General features: G+C 60.9%; 15 protein-coding genes and 1 pseudogene. 6 read left to right on the forward strand and 10 right to left on the reverse strand.

Features of this window, described 5'->3' with window-relative positions:
* Positions 1 to 13 precede the first annotated feature (13 nt).
* From X773_RS53240 to X773_RS53255, 4 genes are all read right to left on the reverse strand, one after another.
* The gene (locus tag X773_RS53240; RefSeq protein WP_023676566.1) at positions 14 to 400 is read right to left on the reverse strand and encodes a MerR family DNA-binding transcriptional regulator; all 387 of its coding nucleotides are present in this window, start codon (positions 398 to 400) and stop codon (positions 14 to 16) included.
* 139 nt (positions 401 to 539) lie between these two features.
* Positions 540 to 1,958, reverse strand: a complete 1,419-nt coding sequence (gene mgtE / locus X773_RS53245) for a magnesium transporter (RefSeq protein WP_023676567.1) — start codon at positions 1,956 to 1,958, stop codon at positions 540 to 542.
* Between the two features lie 330 nt (positions 1,959 to 2,288).
* Positions 2,289 to 2,771: an SRPBCC family protein gene (locus X773_RS53250; RefSeq protein WP_031211735.1), complete on the reverse strand. Its 483-nt coding sequence runs from the start codon at positions 2,769 to 2,771 to the stop codon at positions 2,289 to 2,291.
* Positions 2,768 to 3,085, reverse strand: coding sequence for a metalloregulator ArsR/SmtB family transcription factor (locus tag X773_RS53255; protein ID WP_023676569.1), 318 nt, complete (start codon positions 3,083 to 3,085; stop codon positions 2,768 to 2,770). Before X773_RS53255 ends, X773_RS53250 begins: the two co-directional genes overlap by 4 nt.
* 436 nt (positions 3,086 to 3,521) lie before the next feature.
* Between X773_RS53255 and X773_RS53260 the strand changes: the two genes are divergently transcribed.
* Positions 3,522 to 4,337: a phosphatase PAP2 family protein gene (locus X773_RS53260; RefSeq protein WP_245274697.1), complete on the forward strand. Its 816-nt coding sequence runs from the start codon at positions 3,522 to 3,524 to the stop codon at positions 4,335 to 4,337.
* 282 nt (positions 4,338 to 4,619) lie between these two features.
* Here the strand turns inward: X773_RS53260 and X773_RS53265 are convergent, their stop codons facing one another.
* From X773_RS53265 to X773_RS53285, 6 genes and pseudogenes are all read right to left on the reverse strand, one after another.
* Positions 4,620 to 5,675, reverse strand: a complete 1,056-nt coding sequence (locus tag X773_RS53265) for a cyclic nucleotide-gated potassium channel (protein ID WP_023676572.1) — start codon at positions 5,673 to 5,675, stop codon at positions 4,620 to 4,622.
* Positions 5,676 to 5,864: 189 nt separating this feature from the next.
* Entirely contained in the window at positions 5,865 to 6,230 is a 366-nt protein-coding gene (locus tag X773_RS53270; RefSeq protein WP_023676573.1) for a 4a-hydroxytetrahydrobiopterin dehydratase, read from the reverse strand.
* Positions 6,231 to 6,279: 49 nt separating this feature from the next.
* A pseudogene (locus tag X773_RS79290) lies at positions 6,280 to 6,354 on the reverse strand (hypothetical protein); the annotation flags it as partial.
* Positions 6,355 to 6,396: 42 nt separating this feature from the next.
* Complete coding sequence (gene groL / locus X773_RS53275) at positions 6,397 to 8,040, reverse strand: chaperonin GroEL (RefSeq protein WP_023676574.1); 1,644 nt, start codon at positions 8,038 to 8,040, stop codon at positions 6,397 to 6,399.
* 50 nt (positions 8,041 to 8,090) lie between these two features.
* Positions 8,091 to 8,405, reverse strand: coding sequence for a co-chaperone GroES (locus X773_RS53280; RefSeq protein WP_023676575.1), 315 nt, complete (start codon positions 8,403 to 8,405; stop codon positions 8,091 to 8,093).
* 629 nt (positions 8,406 to 9,034) lie between these two features.
* The gene (locus X773_RS53285; RefSeq protein WP_023676576.1) at positions 9,035 to 9,472 is read right to left on the reverse strand and encodes a hypothetical protein; all 438 of its coding nucleotides are present in this window, start codon (positions 9,470 to 9,472) and stop codon (positions 9,035 to 9,037) included.
* Positions 9,473 to 9,884: 412 nt separating this feature from the next.
* Here X773_RS53285 and X773_RS79295 point away from each other — a divergent pair, with 412 nt between their 5' ends.
* The 5 genes from X773_RS79295 to X773_RS53310 all read left to right on the forward strand — a co-directional run bounded on the left by X773_RS79295 (position 9,885) and on the right by X773_RS53310 (position 14,976).
* A complete protein-coding gene (locus tag X773_RS79295; RefSeq protein WP_023676577.1) occupies positions 9,885 to 10,259 on the forward strand; it encodes a DUF1488 domain-containing protein in 375 nt (124 codons plus the stop codon).
* 50 nt (positions 10,260 to 10,309) lie between these two features.
* Positions 10,310 to 10,495 (forward strand): DUF3606 domain-containing protein, encoded by a 186-nt coding sequence (locus X773_RS53290; RefSeq protein WP_023676578.1) that lies wholly within the window; start codon positions 10,310 to 10,312, stop codon positions 10,493 to 10,495.
* A gap of 371 nt (positions 10,496 to 10,866) precedes the next feature.
* Positions 10,867 to 11,523, forward strand: a complete 657-nt coding sequence (locus X773_RS53300; protein ID WP_031211739.1) for an ABC transporter ATP-binding protein — start codon at positions 10,867 to 10,869, stop codon at positions 11,521 to 11,523.
* Positions 11,523 to 13,931 carry an ABC transporter permease gene (locus tag X773_RS53305; protein ID WP_023676581.1) on the forward strand — a complete coding sequence of 803 codons (2,409 nt, stop codon included), beginning with the start codon at positions 11,523 to 11,525 and terminating at the stop codon, positions 13,929 to 13,931. Before X773_RS53300 ends, X773_RS53305 begins: the two co-directional genes overlap by 1 nt.
* The gene (locus X773_RS53310) at positions 13,921 to 14,976 is read left to right on the forward strand and encodes a lipocalin-like domain-containing protein (protein WP_023676582.1); all 1,056 of its coding nucleotides are present in this window, start codon (positions 13,921 to 13,923) and stop codon (positions 14,974 to 14,976) included. The genes X773_RS53305 and X773_RS53310 overlap by 11 nt, the downstream gene beginning before the upstream one ends.
* The last annotated feature ends 1,010 nt before the right edge of the window (positions 14,977 to 15,986 follow it).

Below are 15,986 nucleotides of genomic sequence, written 5' to 3' on the forward strand. Positions count from 1 at the left end.
CCGAGGCACCGGCTTAGGTGGTGACGCCGAGTTCCACCAGCCGCTCGACGCAGGATTCCTCTGCCTGATCGAGCTCGGCCAGCGTCTCTTCGAGGTCGCGGCGTTTCTGGCGCAAATCCTCGCGCTTTTCCTCGATGCGCTTGATCATCAATTTGAGTTGGCCGACCTCGCCGGGCGGCTCCCTGTACATCTGGATGATTTCGCGGATCTCGTTGATCGAGAAGCCGAGCCTTTTTCCCCGCATGATCTGGCGGATGAGATGCCGGTCCGACGGACGGAACAGCCGAGTGCGGCCGCGTCTTACTGGCTGCACCAGCCCTTCGTCCTCATAGAAGCGCAACGTCCGCGTCGACACGTCGAATTCGCGGGTCAGCTCCGTGATCGAATAATATTCCCGCATCGTCACTCCAATGCCCCGGCCACGCCGCGAGTTCCAACTGGCCGGCGCCGCCGGCGCCCAGGCGCGTACCAGAATCGGCGGACAAGGCACCTTTCAAAGCCTCGCATGGCATTTACGTAAAAGTCAATTGAGGTGACGTTCAGCGCACGCCGAACCACCATGTGGCGAGCCCGAGAAAGGCAAAGAAACCTACGACATCGGTGACCGTGGTGACGAAAACCGCCGAAGCCACAGCCGGATCGATCTTGAAGCGGTCGAGCAGCAGCGGGATAAGGATGCCCGCCAGAGCCGCCACGAACATATTGATGATCATCGCAGCCGCAATGATGCCGCCGAGATTGCGATCGTGGAACCAGGCAGCAGCCACGAGGCCGATCAGGATGGCAAAGATGATGCCGTTGATGAAGCCCACCCCGATTTCGCGGCGGATGATGCGGCCGGCATTGTAGATGTCGAGGTCCCTGGTCGCCAGCGCCCGCACCGTGACCGTCATGGTCTGCGAGCCGGCATTGCCGCCCATGCCGGCGACGATCGGCATCAGCACCGCCAGCGCCACGATATGCTCGATGGTGCGGTCGAACAGGCCGATCACCGAGGCCGCCAGGAAAGCCGTCAAAAGATTGACCAGCAGCCAGGGCACGCGCGAGCGCGAGGTCGAAAAGATGCTGTCCGAGAGTTCTTCGTCGCCGACGCCGCCCATGCGCAGCAGATCTTCTTCGGCCTCCTGCTGGATGACGTCGACGACGTCGTCGATGGTCAGCACGCCGACCAGCCGCTCGTTCTCGTCGACGACGGCGGCGGACAGAAGATCGTATTGTTCGAATTCGCGTGCCGCCTCCTCCTGGTCCATGGTGGCCGGGATGGCATGCCTGGTCTCATGCATGACCTCTTCGACCTTGACCGAGCGCTTGGTACGCAGGATCTGGTCGAGGTCGATGGCGCCGAGCAGCTTGAAGCTCGGATCGATGACGAAGATCTGGCTGAAACGGTCGGGAAGATTGTTGTCCTCGCGCATGTAGTCGATGGTCTGGCCGATCGTCCAGAAGGGCGGCACCGCGACGAACTCCGCCTGCATGCGGCGGCCGGCGGTCTCTTCGGGATAGTCAAGCGAACGCCGCAGCCTGATCCGCTCGGTGAACGGCAGCTGCGACAGGATCTCGTCCTGGTCCTCCTGGTCGAGGTCTTCGAGAATGTAGACCGCGTCGTCGGAATCGAGATCCTGCACCGCCTGGGCGATCTGCGCATTGGGCAGACTGTCGACGATGTCGCGGCGAATCGCCTCGTCAACCTCGGTCAGCGCGGAAAAATCGAAATCCTTGCCCAGCAATTCGACCAGCGCGCGTCGCTGTTCCGGGTGCAGGGCCTCGAGCAGGTGGCCGAGTTCCGACTGGTGCAGATCGTCGACTTCACGCTTCAGCGTCAGCGTATCGCGATCGGCGATCGCGGCACCGATCTGGGCGAGGAACGACGACAGGATGACGCCGTCCTCGTCATAGATGTCGGCGCGGCGCTCCTCGGCGGCCCTGGCGCCGGTCATCTGTTCGTCCTGGCCTTCCACCAGCGCCTCCCGCCATCGGATTTCCGGATAAGGTGCCTGTCAGGTCTAACGCATGACCCTGACAATCGGAATCGATTTTGCGAAAGGACCATGCACAACGACAAATTGCTACAGCGCCGTTCGCGCGTCCAAACGACGCGGCGCATACCGGATGGTAGGAGGAGAGGACGTTCTACAAACCTGCGGCGCTGCAAACCTTCGCGGCGGCAGGTAAAGGGCAGCGTATCTCCCCGCCCCGGTCAACCAGATGGGCAGATCGACACTGATTCAAAAACGGCGAGGCCGACGGTGCGACGGCCTCGCTGGATATTGGACTTAACGGCTTCCCGATCAGGCGGCGTGGCGCTTGGCCTCAGCCGCATAGCGGTCCAGGAGACCGCTCCAGCCACCCTCGGACTCGAAGGCCTCGCGCATCCCCTCTGCGGTTTCGCCCATGTTCTCCAGAAGCCTGTGCTCGAGTTCCACACGCGTCGCGTTCTCGCCGAGCGCGACAAAGCGGATCTCGACTTCGGTCAGCAATGCCGGATCGTAGCGCCAGCCGGCTCCAATCCGCCAGGCGAGCGTCAGCCTCGACGGCGGATCCCAGGCGAGAACCTCGCCCCAATCGCATTGTGACCCATCCTCGCCGATCTCGTACCAGCGGCCGCCGGCTTTTGGTTCGATCACCGCGGTCGTCAGGGCGGATTTGCCGATCGAGTGCGAAGCCGGCCACCAGCGCCCGAATCCTGTGGTGAACACATCGAATGCCTTGTCGAGCGGCACCTCCACCGTCACCGACTTCCTGACCGGCGCGGGCTTGATCATGGTCGTCATTTCCTCTTCTCCTTGCTGTTGTCGACTTCCCGTTTGAAGGCGTCGAGCGCATCGCCCCACATGCGGTCGAGCCAGGCGCGCATCTCGCCGAGCCCATGCGGGTCGAGATGATAGATGTTGCTGGCACCTTTCGGCTCTGCGCGGACCAGCCGGGCTTCCTTCAAGACCTTGAGGTGCTGCGATACCGCCGGCTGCGAGACCGGAAGCACTCGCGTCAGATCGATGACCGAGCGTGGCCGATCGGCGATGAGCTCGAACACCTTGCGGCGCGTCGGATCGGCCAAGGCCACCATTCCTGCATAATCATAAATCATGACTTATGATAAGCTAAAACTTATGATATGTCAACCGAAGGCGTGGCGGGCCCGTGTTCAAGCAACCGGCCGGCTCGAGGCTCTGGGGCAATTCCTTGACGCGGGGGCATGGACAGCGATGCGGATGCAAGATTGCTCAGGGAATCGATCCACCGCATGCGGGCCGGCCGGCAAATGTCGACCACCGGGGAAAAGTAAACCTGGCGGCAAGGTTTTTACCTTATCGGTGTACGTGTCTCTCCGGCGAAACGTTAAGAACGGGTAAATTGGTTTGGCCCTAACCACGGAAGCCTCTCGCTACAGGCCCTCCGCCATATGGCAATTGCGCCTCTCCTTGTTTATGGCGACATACGTTTTAGGCGCATCTGCACTATATCCAGAAGTATTCTATACGTCAGCCTTAATCTATTCTCGCAAGTTTCTTGTTGGCATTCCGGTGTTGTTTATCGGTGGCGTCTGCTGTGCCGCGCTAATCCATGGCCGGCGGCAACCGGTTCGCTACGCACTGGATTTGGTTCAAGGGCGCTGGCGCGGTTGTCTGCTGGTGCTGCTGTTCTGCTTTGCCAGCTTGACCGCGTTCTCTACCTACAAGATCGCCATCCCGTCCGTCGTCCCTTACTATGCCGACAACTGGTTGGCCGACGCTGATGAATGGCTGCACGGGATGCCGCCATGGGAGATCGTCCATAAGCTCGACAGCAACAATTGGTCGTTCGTCGTCTTCAACAGCTATGAAGTCATTTGGTTTTACCAGTGGTTCGGCGCCATCCTTTTCGTGTCGCTCTGGTCGGACGAGATTGCCCGCATCCGCTATCTCTGCGCAGCAGCGCTGACGTTGTCCGTCCTCGGAACGGTCTTGGCCCTGGCGCTGGCATCGGTCGGACCGGTTTACTACCACCACTTTGTCGGCGTGGATCGCTTCCACGGATTGAATGCGGCCCTGGACAGGCTGGACCATAGTTACATGGTGCGGGAACCCGCGGCATATCTCCTGATGGCTTACCAGAGCGGCCGGCCAAGTCTTGGCGGCGGCATCTCGGCCATGCCAAGCATGCATGTCGCCTTTGCCGCATTGAACGCCTATTTGCTGTCATCGATCAATCGCTGGCTTGGCGTTCCGGGTTGGACCTTTGCAGCCCTGATCCTGTACGGATCGGTGTTCACCGGCTGGCACTATGCCGTGGACGGCTACGCATCGATCGTTGTTGTATCGGTGATCTGGTGGGCGACCGGACGCCTGGTGCGCGAATAGTTATGTGCGCTTGTCGATAGATGGCCATGCCCGCCGATGGCCACTTCGCGTAAGCCAAACTCGCGACCGCAATCAGGCAAACAGCACGTGCCCCGACAAGGACGCTCCCTGCCGTGCTCGAATTCAACGGGCAAGAGATTCCGCTTTCGAATTCGATTTGTATTGAGGGTGGTTCGGCAGCGGCAGAGCATGCAGCTCCAGCCAGCCACCATCGGCAGGCAATTGGCCGCCTTGGCATCGCATCCTCCTCCTGACGAACACCTAGTCTAATACGGTCAACCGTTAGGCGCCGCGCCGCTCGAGCGCGGTCTTGCGGATGATTTCTGCGATCTCCGGGCTGCTGCTGCACAGCATCTGGAAATCCGCCGAGTGTAGCGACAGGAGTGAGACCACCGTTGTGGCGCTGACGGTCGCCGAGCGCGGTTCGCCGGTGATCAGCGCCATCTCGCCGAAGAAGGCGCCAGGGCCCAGCTCCACCGGGTTCGGCGTCGCGACGCTGACGCGCCCCTCCACGACGAAGAACATCTGGTCACCGGTCTCGCCATTGCGGCAGATCACAGCGCCCGCCGGCACGATGCGAGGTCGTAATGCGCGCACGATCTCGACTAGCGTGGCCGGGCCGAGCTTCTGAAACAACGGCACGGCGGCGACCAATTGCCAATTGCGGACGAAATCCTCGCGACGGACTTCTTGATAAAAGCCGGTGGCAAGAATGCCAGCCCAGAGCGCGAAGATGCCGATGCCACTCATCATGACCGCCCCGGCAAGGACGCGGCCGGCGAAGCTTTCCGGAATAGCGTCGCCATAGCCGGTGGTGGACAGCGTGACCACCGCCCACCACATTGCCTGGGGGATGCTGCCGAACTGTTGCGGTTGGACGTCGCGCTCGATGACATAGGCTGCGAGCGCAAAACCGAAAAGAACGATGCCGAAGACGGTAGCGACGCCGATCAGGTTGCGCGCTTCGTTGGTCAGGATTCTGCCCAGCAGCGGGAAGAAAGTTGAGTCGCGCAGCGGTTTCAGCAGCCAGACAGCACAGTAGAGGCTCCGGTCGGGCGTGCCGACGAGCAGAAATGCGGCGAGTGGAACCAAAACCGCGAGCACATCAATGGCGATTGCCGGCGTCCTGTCCCGAACGTCTCCCGCCCGGCGCTTGAGCAGTTTCTCGGCCAATTCCAGGAGATAGACGCCCCAAATGACCGCGAGCACGGCAGCCAAAGCCAGTCTGCTTCGTCCGGACAGGTCCGGTGTCGTGAGCGTAGCCACCGCCACAAGCCCAGTCGCAGCCAGCACCGCGTTGAGCGGCGCGCAAATTCTTAAGGAAGGCAGTACCGACATTCTATGCCCCGAGCGGATACTACCCTCCAGAATAGGATGCCTTCAAGGCAAGCGCAAAGGTGCTTATTTTCGCTGCGATCGTCGCTGGACCATAGGCCATGAACCATCCGATCAGGGTCGAGATCGAGCTGCCCCTCGACGGATGTGTGGCATAAACGACCTCACTTGATTGGCAATGGATTTGCCGTGTCACCGTTGGCGGTCGAGGGGCCGCCCCGCGCGATCGAGCATCCGATCGATCTTGCTCGCCATGATGAAATCGTTCTCGTGCAGTCCTTTGATCTTCTTGGTGCTCAGGGAAACCGTCACATAACCCCAGCCGAAGCTGATGTCGGGGTGATGGCCCTCGGTTTCGGCGAGCTCACCGATCTCCTGAACAAGGGTGAGCGCGTCCCGGAAATTGCGGCATCGAAAGCTCCGCTGGATGCGGTGGGCATCGTCACCCAGCTCCCAATCAGGAGCCTGTGCCTGGAAGCGTTGGGCTTCATCACGCGTGAGCGGCGGGACGCCGCCGCGACAAGGCGTACATGTTTTCTCGGCAAGAGTGTCGGTCATGTTCTTGTCTCCAAGACCATTTTTAGCAGCAAATACGACAGCGACGAGCCTATCGATCGATCTCCCCGAACACGATGTCGAGCGAACCGATGATCGCCGAGATATCGGCTCGCATGTGCCCGCGTCGCTGGCCTTCCGTCGTCCTGGCTATAGTTTCAGGCGCCGCTCAGTAGTCCATTCCGCCCATTCCGCCCATACCTCCCGCGCCACCCATAGCGGGCGAAACCTTCTGCCGAATGTCCGCGATCATTGCTTCAGCGGTGATCAGGAGCGCGGCAATCGAGCCGGCATCCTGCAGGGCCGTCCGAACGACCTTGGCGGGGTCGACGATACCGGCCTTGATCATGTCGACATAGACTTCGTTCTGGGCGTCGAAGCCCTGATTGTGATCCTTGCTGTCGGAGAGCTTGCCGACGACGATCGAACCTTCAACGCCGGAATTCTCGGCAATCTGGCGGATCGGCGCTTCAAGTGCTCTCAGCACAATCGAAATACCTGCCGTCATGTCAGCATTCGCGCCAGTAAGCTCAGTCAAAGCTGCCTTGGCGCGCAAAAGCGCAACACCGCCGCCGGCAACGATGCCTTCTTCCACGGCTGCACGAGTGGCGTTCAGCGCATCATCGATGCGGTCCTTCTTTTCCTTGACTTCCGTCTCGGTCGCGCCGCCGACGCGAATGACAGCAACGCCGCCAGCCAGCTTGGCGAGACGTTCCTGGAGTTTCTCCTTGTCGTAATCCGAGGACGTTTCCTCGATCTGCAACTTGATCTGCTGGACGCGCGCCTGGATGGTGGCTTTCTCGCCGGCGCCGTCGATGATCGTCGTCGTATCCTTCTCGATGAGCACGCGCTTAGCCCGCCCGAGCATGTCGATCGTGACGTTCTCGAGTTTGATGCCGAGATCCTCGGAAATCATCTGGCCGGCGGTGAGCACGGCAATGTCTTCCAGCATCGCCTTGCGCCGGTCACCGAAGCCTGGCGCCTTGACGGCTGCGACCTTGAGGCCGCCGCGCAGCTTGTTGACGACCAGCGTTGCTAGCGCCTCGCCTTCGACGTCTTCCGAGATGATCAGCAGCGGCTTACCGCTTTGCACCACAGCTTCGAGGATCGGCAGCAACGCCTGCAAATTGCCGAGCTTCTTCTCATGGATGAGAACGTAAGGGTCCTCCAGCTCCGCGCGCATCTTCTCGGCATCGGTGACGAAATAGGGCGAGAGATAGCCACGGTCGAACTGCATGCCTTCGACGACATCGAGTTCGGTTTCGGCTGTCTTGGCTTCTTCGACGGTGATCACGCCCTCATTGCCGACCTTGTTCATCGCCTTGGCGATCATGGCGCCGACCGACGCGTCGCCATTGGCGGCGATCGTACCAACCTGGGCGATCTCGTCCGAAGATTTGACTTTCCTGGCCCTGGCTTGAATGTCCTTCACCACAGCAGCCACAGCAAGATCGATGCCGCGCTTGAGATCCATCGGGTTCATGCCCGCGGCAACGAATTTGGCACCTTCGCGCAGGATGGAAGCGGCCAGCACCGTGGCTGTCGTCGTGCCGTCGCCGGCGAGGTCGTTGGTCTTCGAGGCCACTTCGCGCACCATCTGGGCGCCCATGTTCTCGAACTTGTCGGCAAGCTCGATTTCCTTGGCGACGGCGACACCATCCTTGGTGATGCGCGGCGCGCCATAGGCCTTGTCGATGACGACATTGCGGCCTTTGGGGCCGAGCGTCACCTTAACGGCGTTGTTCAGAATTTCGACGCCGCGAAGCATCCGGTCGCGGGCATCGGTAGCGAATTTGATTTCCTTGGCAGACATGATTTTACGTCCAGTTCAGTCTTGAAATTGCGGGATCGGAAATCGCCCGGTCAGGCGGCTTTCTTGGCCGCTTTGATCTTCTCGACGATGCCCAAAATGTCGCTCTCCTTCATGATCAGGAGGTCCTCGCCGTCGATCTTGACCTCGGTGCCGGACCATTGGCCGAACAGGATGAGATCGCCGGCCTTGACGTCGAGCGGGATCAGCTTGCCGCTCTCGTCACGCGAGCCCGGGCCCACGGCGATCACTTCGCCTTCCTGAGGCTTTTCCTTGGCGGTGTCGGGAATAATGATCCCGCCCTTGGATTTGGTATCGCCTTCCGCGCGCCGAATGACGACGCGGTCGTGGAGTGGCCGGAATTTCATTGGGGGTTCTTTCTGCCGCCGCACATAGAGCGACTGCAACACTTAACATAGCCCCTTTGGCACTCGAATGATAGGAGTGCCAAATTTTTAATTCCTCAAACCGAAAATATTTGAAATGAAATCAGTCGTTTTTACCGGCGCTTTTGGCCGTCCGAAAGGCGGAGCCATAAGCAATTTTATTGTAATTCATCCCTCTTAATTTTGCCGACAACAGACTATATTAACCCGCAATTACGCACCAAACCTATTGAGCCTTGATTGAATGTTTATATACAGTTCGCGAAAATTTGGCACGATTTGGCTTTCCCGGTCCCGATCGACATAGGTCCGCGACCTTCGACCCACCATGAAGCACCGAATTTTCGACGGCGAATGTAAGCGCTTATCCGGCGCGCATGTCGCTCTGTTCGAGCCTTTGAACCACGGCGCTGACCACGGATGTACTGGCAGCATTGGGATCTTTCCGGTTCGGATGGAAAAGGTGCAGGAGGGGCGTCGGCGTGCTCCTGCGGAAAGCCGCACCCCCTCATGCAACGCAGCCTCCCCGCGTGGGGAGCGCTTGCCTGCGCTACGGCGGCGGCTTTCCATGCGAGCCGCTTCAAAAATGATGCTGCGAAACGGCGCTGGCTTTATCCGACGAACGCCTCACGCATCCGAGCGAACATGCCGGGCTGTCTCCCGGCAATCGCCGCACGGATGTGACGGGCGGCCGTTGCGGCGGTCACCGTCGCGCCGAAATGGCAATAGCAGATGATCTCATGCAATTGCCTGTCGGTCAGTTCGAAGAACCGCTTCGCTTCGCCGTAGTTGTCGTTTTCCAACCCGGCGGCGCGGAGGACAGGATTCTCGAAAGCGACTGAGATCGGCGAGCCGTCGCCGCGCATGGCCCCGCGTGCTCTAACCGGCTGATACTCGGTCTGGTGCAGCGTCGAGAGGCGCCGGTCAGGGTTCCGTTCAAGGAGCTCCGCCCAGTGTTCAAGACGCTCGCTGCGGGACATGGCCTGGCGCGGGTAGGCCTGATCGATCTCGGCGACGATCTGCAGTTGCTCGAGCGTCTGGTGTTTCATTTTGGCCTCCTATTCGGACGATAGTTGGTCCACCCATATCCTTCTTATGCCTGCGGCTAGCGTGACTCCAACCGATCGTGAAGTCCAATCACGATGATGCTGGGAGGGCTTCCCCCCACGAAAATGCGGAGGCTTCGCAAAGATCCGGCCATTAATTTGGCGAACGCGGTCAAATGCGCGGCTGTTCGACGATGTCGGTCTGGAGTCCGTGCCGATCGAGGTGATCGACGGGCAGAGTCTGTGCTGGAGTAGCCCAGCTCCATCGCTGGCCGGGCAGCGGGATCAAGCGAGTGGCAGTTTAGCTTCGAAACCGCCGTAATTCTGAACGCGCACAATGCGAAGAGACGCAAGGCCGCGAGCCTGCAACAGACGTTCGCTACGCGGTTCTTGACGGCTTGAGGTATGTTCAACCTTGGCGCTGACTTTTCCGAACCGAAGCCGCAGCTACGACGAGGCCGGACAATACCTCCATTTTCTCGGCTACGATGGCATGTTTGAAATGCCGTTCTTGATTGAGATTGAAGCGCTCGCGAACGCAAAACCGGAAGCAGCCACAGCCGAAGCGGGTTATTTGGCGACCTTCGATGCATCAAGGGACTCCATTCGTGATGTCGCGCGGAAAGCTTCCTCCCACGGCCGCAAGAACGTGTACCAGCCCAGAAGACCTCGACGCTTCGAACGGCGGACGAGCAAAGCGTTCCCCGTAAGGGATCGGCTTATCCCTGCGACCGCGGAGTTGTGCGGTTTCGACATGGTTGGCGACTACGTCCTTGTCCCCGTCGATTAGAGGATTATCCTTGACACGTTTGGGCGAGGCGATCGCCCATGGAGGTTGTCATGGCAGACGACAAGTCAAAGCGTGGTCCGCAAGACAGAGCACGGGTCGACGGTGGCGAAGACTATGAAGTCGGGTACCTCATGAAGAAGCACCATCTCGAACGGGCTGATGCCCTCAGGCTGGTAAAAAAGTATGGAAACAACCGCGCAAAGATCGAAGAGGAACTCTTTGCCCGAAAGGTTTGATCGCGTATTCCCGTGAGGCTGGCATAGAGCCAAGCACGCCTGAGTGTGACCAGGCTGCAGGCATAATCATGGCGCTTTTCAGCAACGGCATCGGCACTGCTGAGGAATTGAAGGCAGCGCTCCAGTTCCGTTTGGAGAGTGAGTTGCGACGGCACGGTCAACGCCTATCCCGCCTAGCTGAGAACCGCTCTAGATCGTAATTGTACATCGAATTCCAAGTGGAGGTCGCGTTAGATGCAAAACGCGAGCCTCTGAAGAAAACCATTGTCCAATTAAGGCAGTGGGTTTGGAGGCTGTATGAAAGGGGTCGTTGTTTGGCGCTATTTCACTGGCATGCCGTGTCAGAAGCACGCGGGCCTCCGGGGAGTAACATGCTGCTGAGGCTGGACCAGATCGACAAATTCTACCCCACTGGCGAAGGGCCGTTGCATGTTCTGCACGGGATCGATCTTTCGCTGGAGGCGGGCAAGAGCCTTGCGCTGACCGGCGAGTCTGGCAGCGGCAAGAGCACGCTTTTGCACCTCGTTGCAGGGCTCGACAGCCCTGATGCGGGAGAAATCCACCTTGGCGGTACCAATATTGTGGGGCTGAACGATACGGCCCTTGCCGCCCTGCGTCGGGGAACAGTCGGACTTGTGTTCCAGCAGTTCAACCTGATCCCTTCGCTTGATGTGGCAGCCAACCTTGCCTTTCAGGCTCGACTTGCCGGCCGTCCTGATCCGGCGTGGCTGAAGGTCCTTGCTGAACGGCTGGGCCTGGCCAAGGTCCTAACGCGCTACCCTGAACAGCTGTCGAGTGGGCAACAACAGCGGGTGGCGATTGGGCGGACCCTAGCCGTTCGGCCCCGGCTGGTTTTGGCCGATGAGCCCACGGGCAATCTCGATGAGGCAACAGGGGACGCTGTACTCGATCTTATGCTGTCGCTGGTGGCTGAAACGGGTGCCGCCCTGTTAATGGTTACCCATTCCAACCGTCTGGCAAACCGGCTGAACGCCCACGTTCACCTGCACGCGGGACGGCTGGCTTGATGGTGTGGACCGGGTTGTCAGCGCTCTTGTCGCATTGGCGCAGGCGGCCTGTCCAACTGGCGATGCTGCTTTTGGGGCTATCGCTGGCAACGGCGTTGTGGTCAGCGATTCAGGCGATCAACGGTGAGGCGCGGGCGAGCTATGACCGTGCAGCGGCGATCCTTGGGCAGGACCGGCTCGCGCAACTGGTGCGTGAGGACGGGACCCGGATGGATCAACAGGTGTTTGTGAGACTGCGGCGAGCAGGCTGGCTGGCTTCGCCGGTGATTGAAGGTGAAATGCGGTTTGGGGATGTGCGGTTGCGCGTCCTCGGCATTGACCCACTGACTTTGCCGCCGCAGGCGCAGCAGGTGGATGTTGCAGTGGGTGATGAGCTATTGCCGTTCATCACGGCGCCCGGGGTGCTCTATGCAACTCCGGAAACCGCGGCACGACTAACCGAACAAGCAACACCTCCCGTGCGCGTGGCCGAGGGTTTGCCGCCTGGCACAGTCCTCACCGACATCGGGCAGGCGCAGGTCTTGCTTGGGGCAAAGGACAAGATCTCTCGTCTTTTGCTCTGGCCGGACCAACCGATTGGCCGTGCCCCTCTAGAGGTGACAGCCCCCGGCCTGACCCTGCGCGAGCCGAGTGAAACGGGGGATCTTGCCAGGCTGACCGACAGTTTTCACCTGAACCTGACGGCTTTCGGTTTTCTTGCCTTTGCGGTGGGGCTCTTCATCGTGCATTCCGCCATCGGTCTGGCTTTTGAACAGCGCCGCCCGGTGTTTCGCACGCTGCGCGCACTGGGCTTGCCGGCCCGCGTGCTGGTCCTTTTGCTGATCGCCGAGCTGCTGATCTTCGCCCTCCTCGCGGGATTGGTGGGCGTGGCACTTGGCTATGTAGTCGCCTCGGCCCTTTTGCCCGACGTCGCCGCCACCCTGCGCGGACTTTACGGGGCCGATGTGCCGGGAACGCTGTCGATCCGCCCCGCAGTGTGGGCAGCGGGGCTGGCGATCGCGGTAATCGGCACGCTGGTAGCGGCCGCACAAAGCCTCTGGCGGCTATGGCACCTGCCGCTGCTTGCGCCGGCCCAGCCTCGGGCCTGGGCGCGGGCTTCGGAGCGGGCCCTGCGCGCGCAAGGCGTGGCTGCGATGGTGCTCCTGTTGACGGCGGCGGGAATTGCACACTTCGGATCCGGCCTCGAGGCGGGCTTTGCGCTTCTGGCGGCACTGCTGTTGGGGGCGGCACTGGCGCTGCCGCTCGTGCTGACGGGGATATTGCACCTTGGCGGCCGCTTGGCGCGTGGACCATTGGCTGAATGGTTTTGGGCCGACACGCGTCAACAGCTTCCCGGCCTGTCATTGGCGCTAATGGCACTGCTGCTTGCGCTGGCCGTCAATGTGGGCGTCAGCACGATGGTGTCGAGCTTTCGGCTGACCTTCACCGGCTGGCTCGATCAGCGTCTCGCCTCAGAGCTTTACGTGACCGCCCGCACCGAAGCAGAGGCCACGGCGATACGCGACTGGCTGGCCCAGCGCAGCGACGCGGTCCTGCCGATCTGGAGCATTGAGGGCCGGGTCGCAGGCCAGCCCGCGGCAATATACGGCGTGGCCGATCATGGCACCTATCGCGACAACTGGCCGATCCTCTCTGCAGTGCCGGGGGTGTGGGACCGGATCGCCACAGGCGACGGCGCCCTGATCAACGAACAACTGGCGCGGCGCCAGGAGTTGGGCTTAGGGGACCAGATCACGCTGCCCGGTGGCTGGCGGGCCAGCATCGTCGGCGTCTATGCCGACTATGGCAACCCGATCGGCCAAGTGATCATCGGGATCGACACACTGGTCCGGCACTACCCTGACGTCTCCCGCCTGCGCTATGCCATTCGGATTGCCCCTGGCAAGGCCGAAGCACTGGCTGCGGGTTTGCGGGCGGAATTCGGGCTGCCCGCGCAGAACGTGATTGACCAGGCCGGGATCAAGGTCTTTTCGCTCAAAGTGTTTGAGCGCACATTCAGAGTGACAGCCGCGCTGAATGTGCTGACGCTGGGAGTCGCGGGGCTGGCGATGTTTGCGAGCCTCATGACCCTGTCGGGGATGCGCCTACCGCAACTGGCGCCGGTCTGGGCCATGGGTCTGCCCCGCCGCCACCTCGTATGGCTGGAGCTTTGGCGCGGCTTGTTGTTGGCAGCCTTGACCATGCTGGCCGCTCTGCCTGTAGGTATCGGGCTCGCCTTTGTTCTACTGGCGGTGGTGAATGTGGAGGCTTTTGGCTGGCGTCTGCCGATGCACCTTTTTCCCGGTGACTGGGCGCGGCTGGCGGCGCTCGCGTTGCTGGCGGCCGGACTTGCAGCCGCCGTGCCTGCCTGGCGGCTGGCGCGTCTTTCGCCATCGGATTTGCTGAAGGTATTTGCACATGAGCGTTAGAGCATTGCTGATCTACATGAGCTTGGCCGCACCTGCCTTTGGCCAGGGTTTTGCTGGGCTTGGCACAGAGGCTGACGGGTTTTCAGTGCCGCAGCCGGGGACTGCATTCAACTTTCCGGCAGACCACGGCCCGCACCCCGGTTACCGGATCGAATGGTGGTATTTGACGGCCAACCTGCAAGCTGCGGATGGAGCGGACTTTGGCGTGCAATGGACTCTTTTCCGATCCGCCCTGGCCCCGGTGGAGCGGTCCGGCTGGTCTAGTCCGCAGCTTTGGATGGGCCATGCCGGGCTGACGACGCGAACGCACCAATTCGTGGCCGAACGGCTGGCACGGGGCGGCATCGGCCAGGCGGGGGTTTCGGCTGCACCCTTTGCGGCCTGGATTGACAATTGGCAGATGGCAGGTCGGGCCCTGCCAGAGGCGGATGCGCTGTCGGCGCTCGACCTGCACGCGGCGGGACAGGCGTTTTCCTACGAACTGGCACTGGACGCCAAAGGCCCTCTGGTGCCGCAGGGAGTGCAGGGCTACTCGGTGAAATCCGAGAAGGGGCAGGCGAGCTATTACTACTCGCAACCATTCTACCACGTGACCGGTACACTGACCCTTCCGGCGGGCGTGATCGCGGTGTCCGGTCAGGCGTGGTTGGACCACGAATGGTCCTCGCAGCCGCTGGCTGAGGATCAGACCGGGTGGGACTGGTTCTCCTTGCATTTCGACAGCGGCGAAAAGATGATGGGCTTTCGCCTGCGCGACGGAGGCGCGGGCTTTACATCGGCCACATGGATCAAGGCCGACGGCAGGCCGCAGCCGCAGGCCCCCGGCGCGCTAAGGGTGACGCCGCTCGAAACGGCGGCAGTCGCGGGACGTAGCGTGCCGATCCGCTGGAGGGTGCAATTGCCGGAAAACGGAGTGGATGTGACCATCCGGACGCTAAACCCAGAAGCCTGGATGGACACACGCTCTCCCTATTGGGAAGGCCCGATCCGATTTGAGGGAACCCATGCCGGGCGCGGCTATCTCGAGATGACAGGCTATGAGTGACTGGAGGACACTGCTCAATCGCGAGATCGCGACGGTTGGCGAATTGCCGAAAATGGAGAAGGTTAGTTTCCAGCGCCCTTCCCTCTACCACCACCTCAAACCCACTATCTCAGGTAATGGCTCTGGCGATGTAGCGGTCCTGCGCCGCCACCTACCACTACATGGCTCCGAATTGCGGATCGATGTTGCGTGGCCGGAGATGGGCGCGCATCTGCGTAGTGCAGAGTTGCCGCGAGCGTGTTTTCCGATTTCTACGTCGAAGCACCACCGCTGCACGCGTCAATCTTGTCGGTGTCGATCTCCATGCCAAGCAGTCTAACACGCGAAACGGCGTCTGCCGCGGTCCACACCGGATGGTTACGCTGCACGGCGCATTCTGCCGATGATTGAGGTTCATGAAGGCCTTCCCGAAAAATATGCGCCTTAATGCCCGGCCTCACGGCCTCACGCAATCCAGACATTTTCAAACTCGCCACACGAAAAAACCGCCTCGGTTAGACCGAGACGGTTATCGTACTATGACAGAAGTGGTTGCGGGGACACGCAACCACCGATACCGACATCATTGACGTGACGATTTGACAGGTCCAGGCCAGCATTGCAGGGAGGCGACTTGGTGGGCTCGGAGGGATTCGAACTCCGCGCTTGGAAAAGCGTCCCTCTCGTCTTCACCGTGCAGGCCGCTTACTCTGGGCGGCAGAGTGCCCTTCCGCGCTTCGCCAAACCTGCCGTGGGAAAAGCCTTGCCGTTTTTTCCGGCGGGGCTTTGATCAGATCGCGACTATTAGTGATTTATGCTGGAACTGGTTGCGGAGGTTGGAGTCGGACCGATTTGCGCCGATTAAGAAGCCCGTCAGCAAACGAACTCGGTCACAGCACTGTATTGGCGGTATCCCTCTAGCGACTTGAACGCCCCGGCCGTTGCTTAGGTCGCGCCCACCCTTTTGCACGCGCCCCCCTGCCCGGCCGTTGAACCCGTTGGGCGGCTTGCTAGTCTGCCAAGCTCCTAAC

Source organism: Mesorhizobium sp. LSJC280B00 (genome assembly GCF_000502835.1).
Lineage (GTDB): Bacteria > Pseudomonadota > Alphaproteobacteria > Rhizobiales > Rhizobiaceae > Mesorhizobium.

Excerpts from the sequence above, each read along its gene's own strand:
- X773_RS53290 (WP_023676578.1), top strand. The coding sequence starts at position 10,310 with ATGGCAGACGACAAGTCAAAGCGTGGTCCGCAAGACAGAGCACGGGTC.
- X773_RS53255 (WP_023676569.1), bottom strand. The coding sequence starts at position 3,085 with ATGATTTATGATTATGCAGGAATGGTGGCCTTGGCCGATCCGACGCGC.
- X773_RS53270 (WP_023676573.1), bottom strand. The coding sequence starts at position 6,230 with ATGACCGACACTCTTGCCGAGAAAACATGTACGCCTTGTCGCGGCGGC.
- X773_RS53285 (WP_023676576.1), bottom strand. The coding sequence starts at position 9,472 with ATGAAACACCAGACGCTCGAGCAACTGCAGATCGTCGCCGAGATCGAT.
- X773_RS53240 (WP_023676566.1), bottom strand. The coding sequence starts at position 400 with ATGCGGGAATATTATTCGATCACGGAGCTGACCCGCGAATTCGACGTG.
- X773_RS53265 (WP_023676572.1), bottom strand. The coding sequence starts at position 5,675 with ATGTCGGTACTGCCTTCCTTAAGAATTTGCGCGCCGCTCAACGCGGTG.
- X773_RS53305 (WP_023676581.1), top strand. The coding sequence starts at position 11,523 with ATGGTGTGGACCGGGTTGTCAGCGCTCTTGTCGCATTGGCGCAGGCGG.
- X773_RS53280 (WP_023676575.1), bottom strand. The coding sequence starts at position 8,405 with ATGAAATTCCGGCCACTCCACGACCGCGTCGTCATTCGGCGCGCGGAA.
- X773_RS53310 (WP_023676582.1), top strand. The coding sequence starts at position 13,921 with ATGAGCGTTAGAGCATTGCTGATCTACATGAGCTTGGCCGCACCTGCC.
- groL (WP_023676574.1), bottom strand. The coding sequence starts at position 8,040 with ATGTCTGCCAAGGAAATCAAATTCGCTACCGATGCCCGCGACCGGATG.
- X773_RS53300 (WP_031211739.1), top strand. The coding sequence starts at position 10,867 with ATGCTGCTGAGGCTGGACCAGATCGACAAATTCTACCCCACTGGCGAA.
- X773_RS53250 (WP_031211735.1), bottom strand. The coding sequence starts at position 2,771 with ATGACGACCATGATCAAGCCCGCGCCGGTCAGGAAGTCGGTGACGGTG.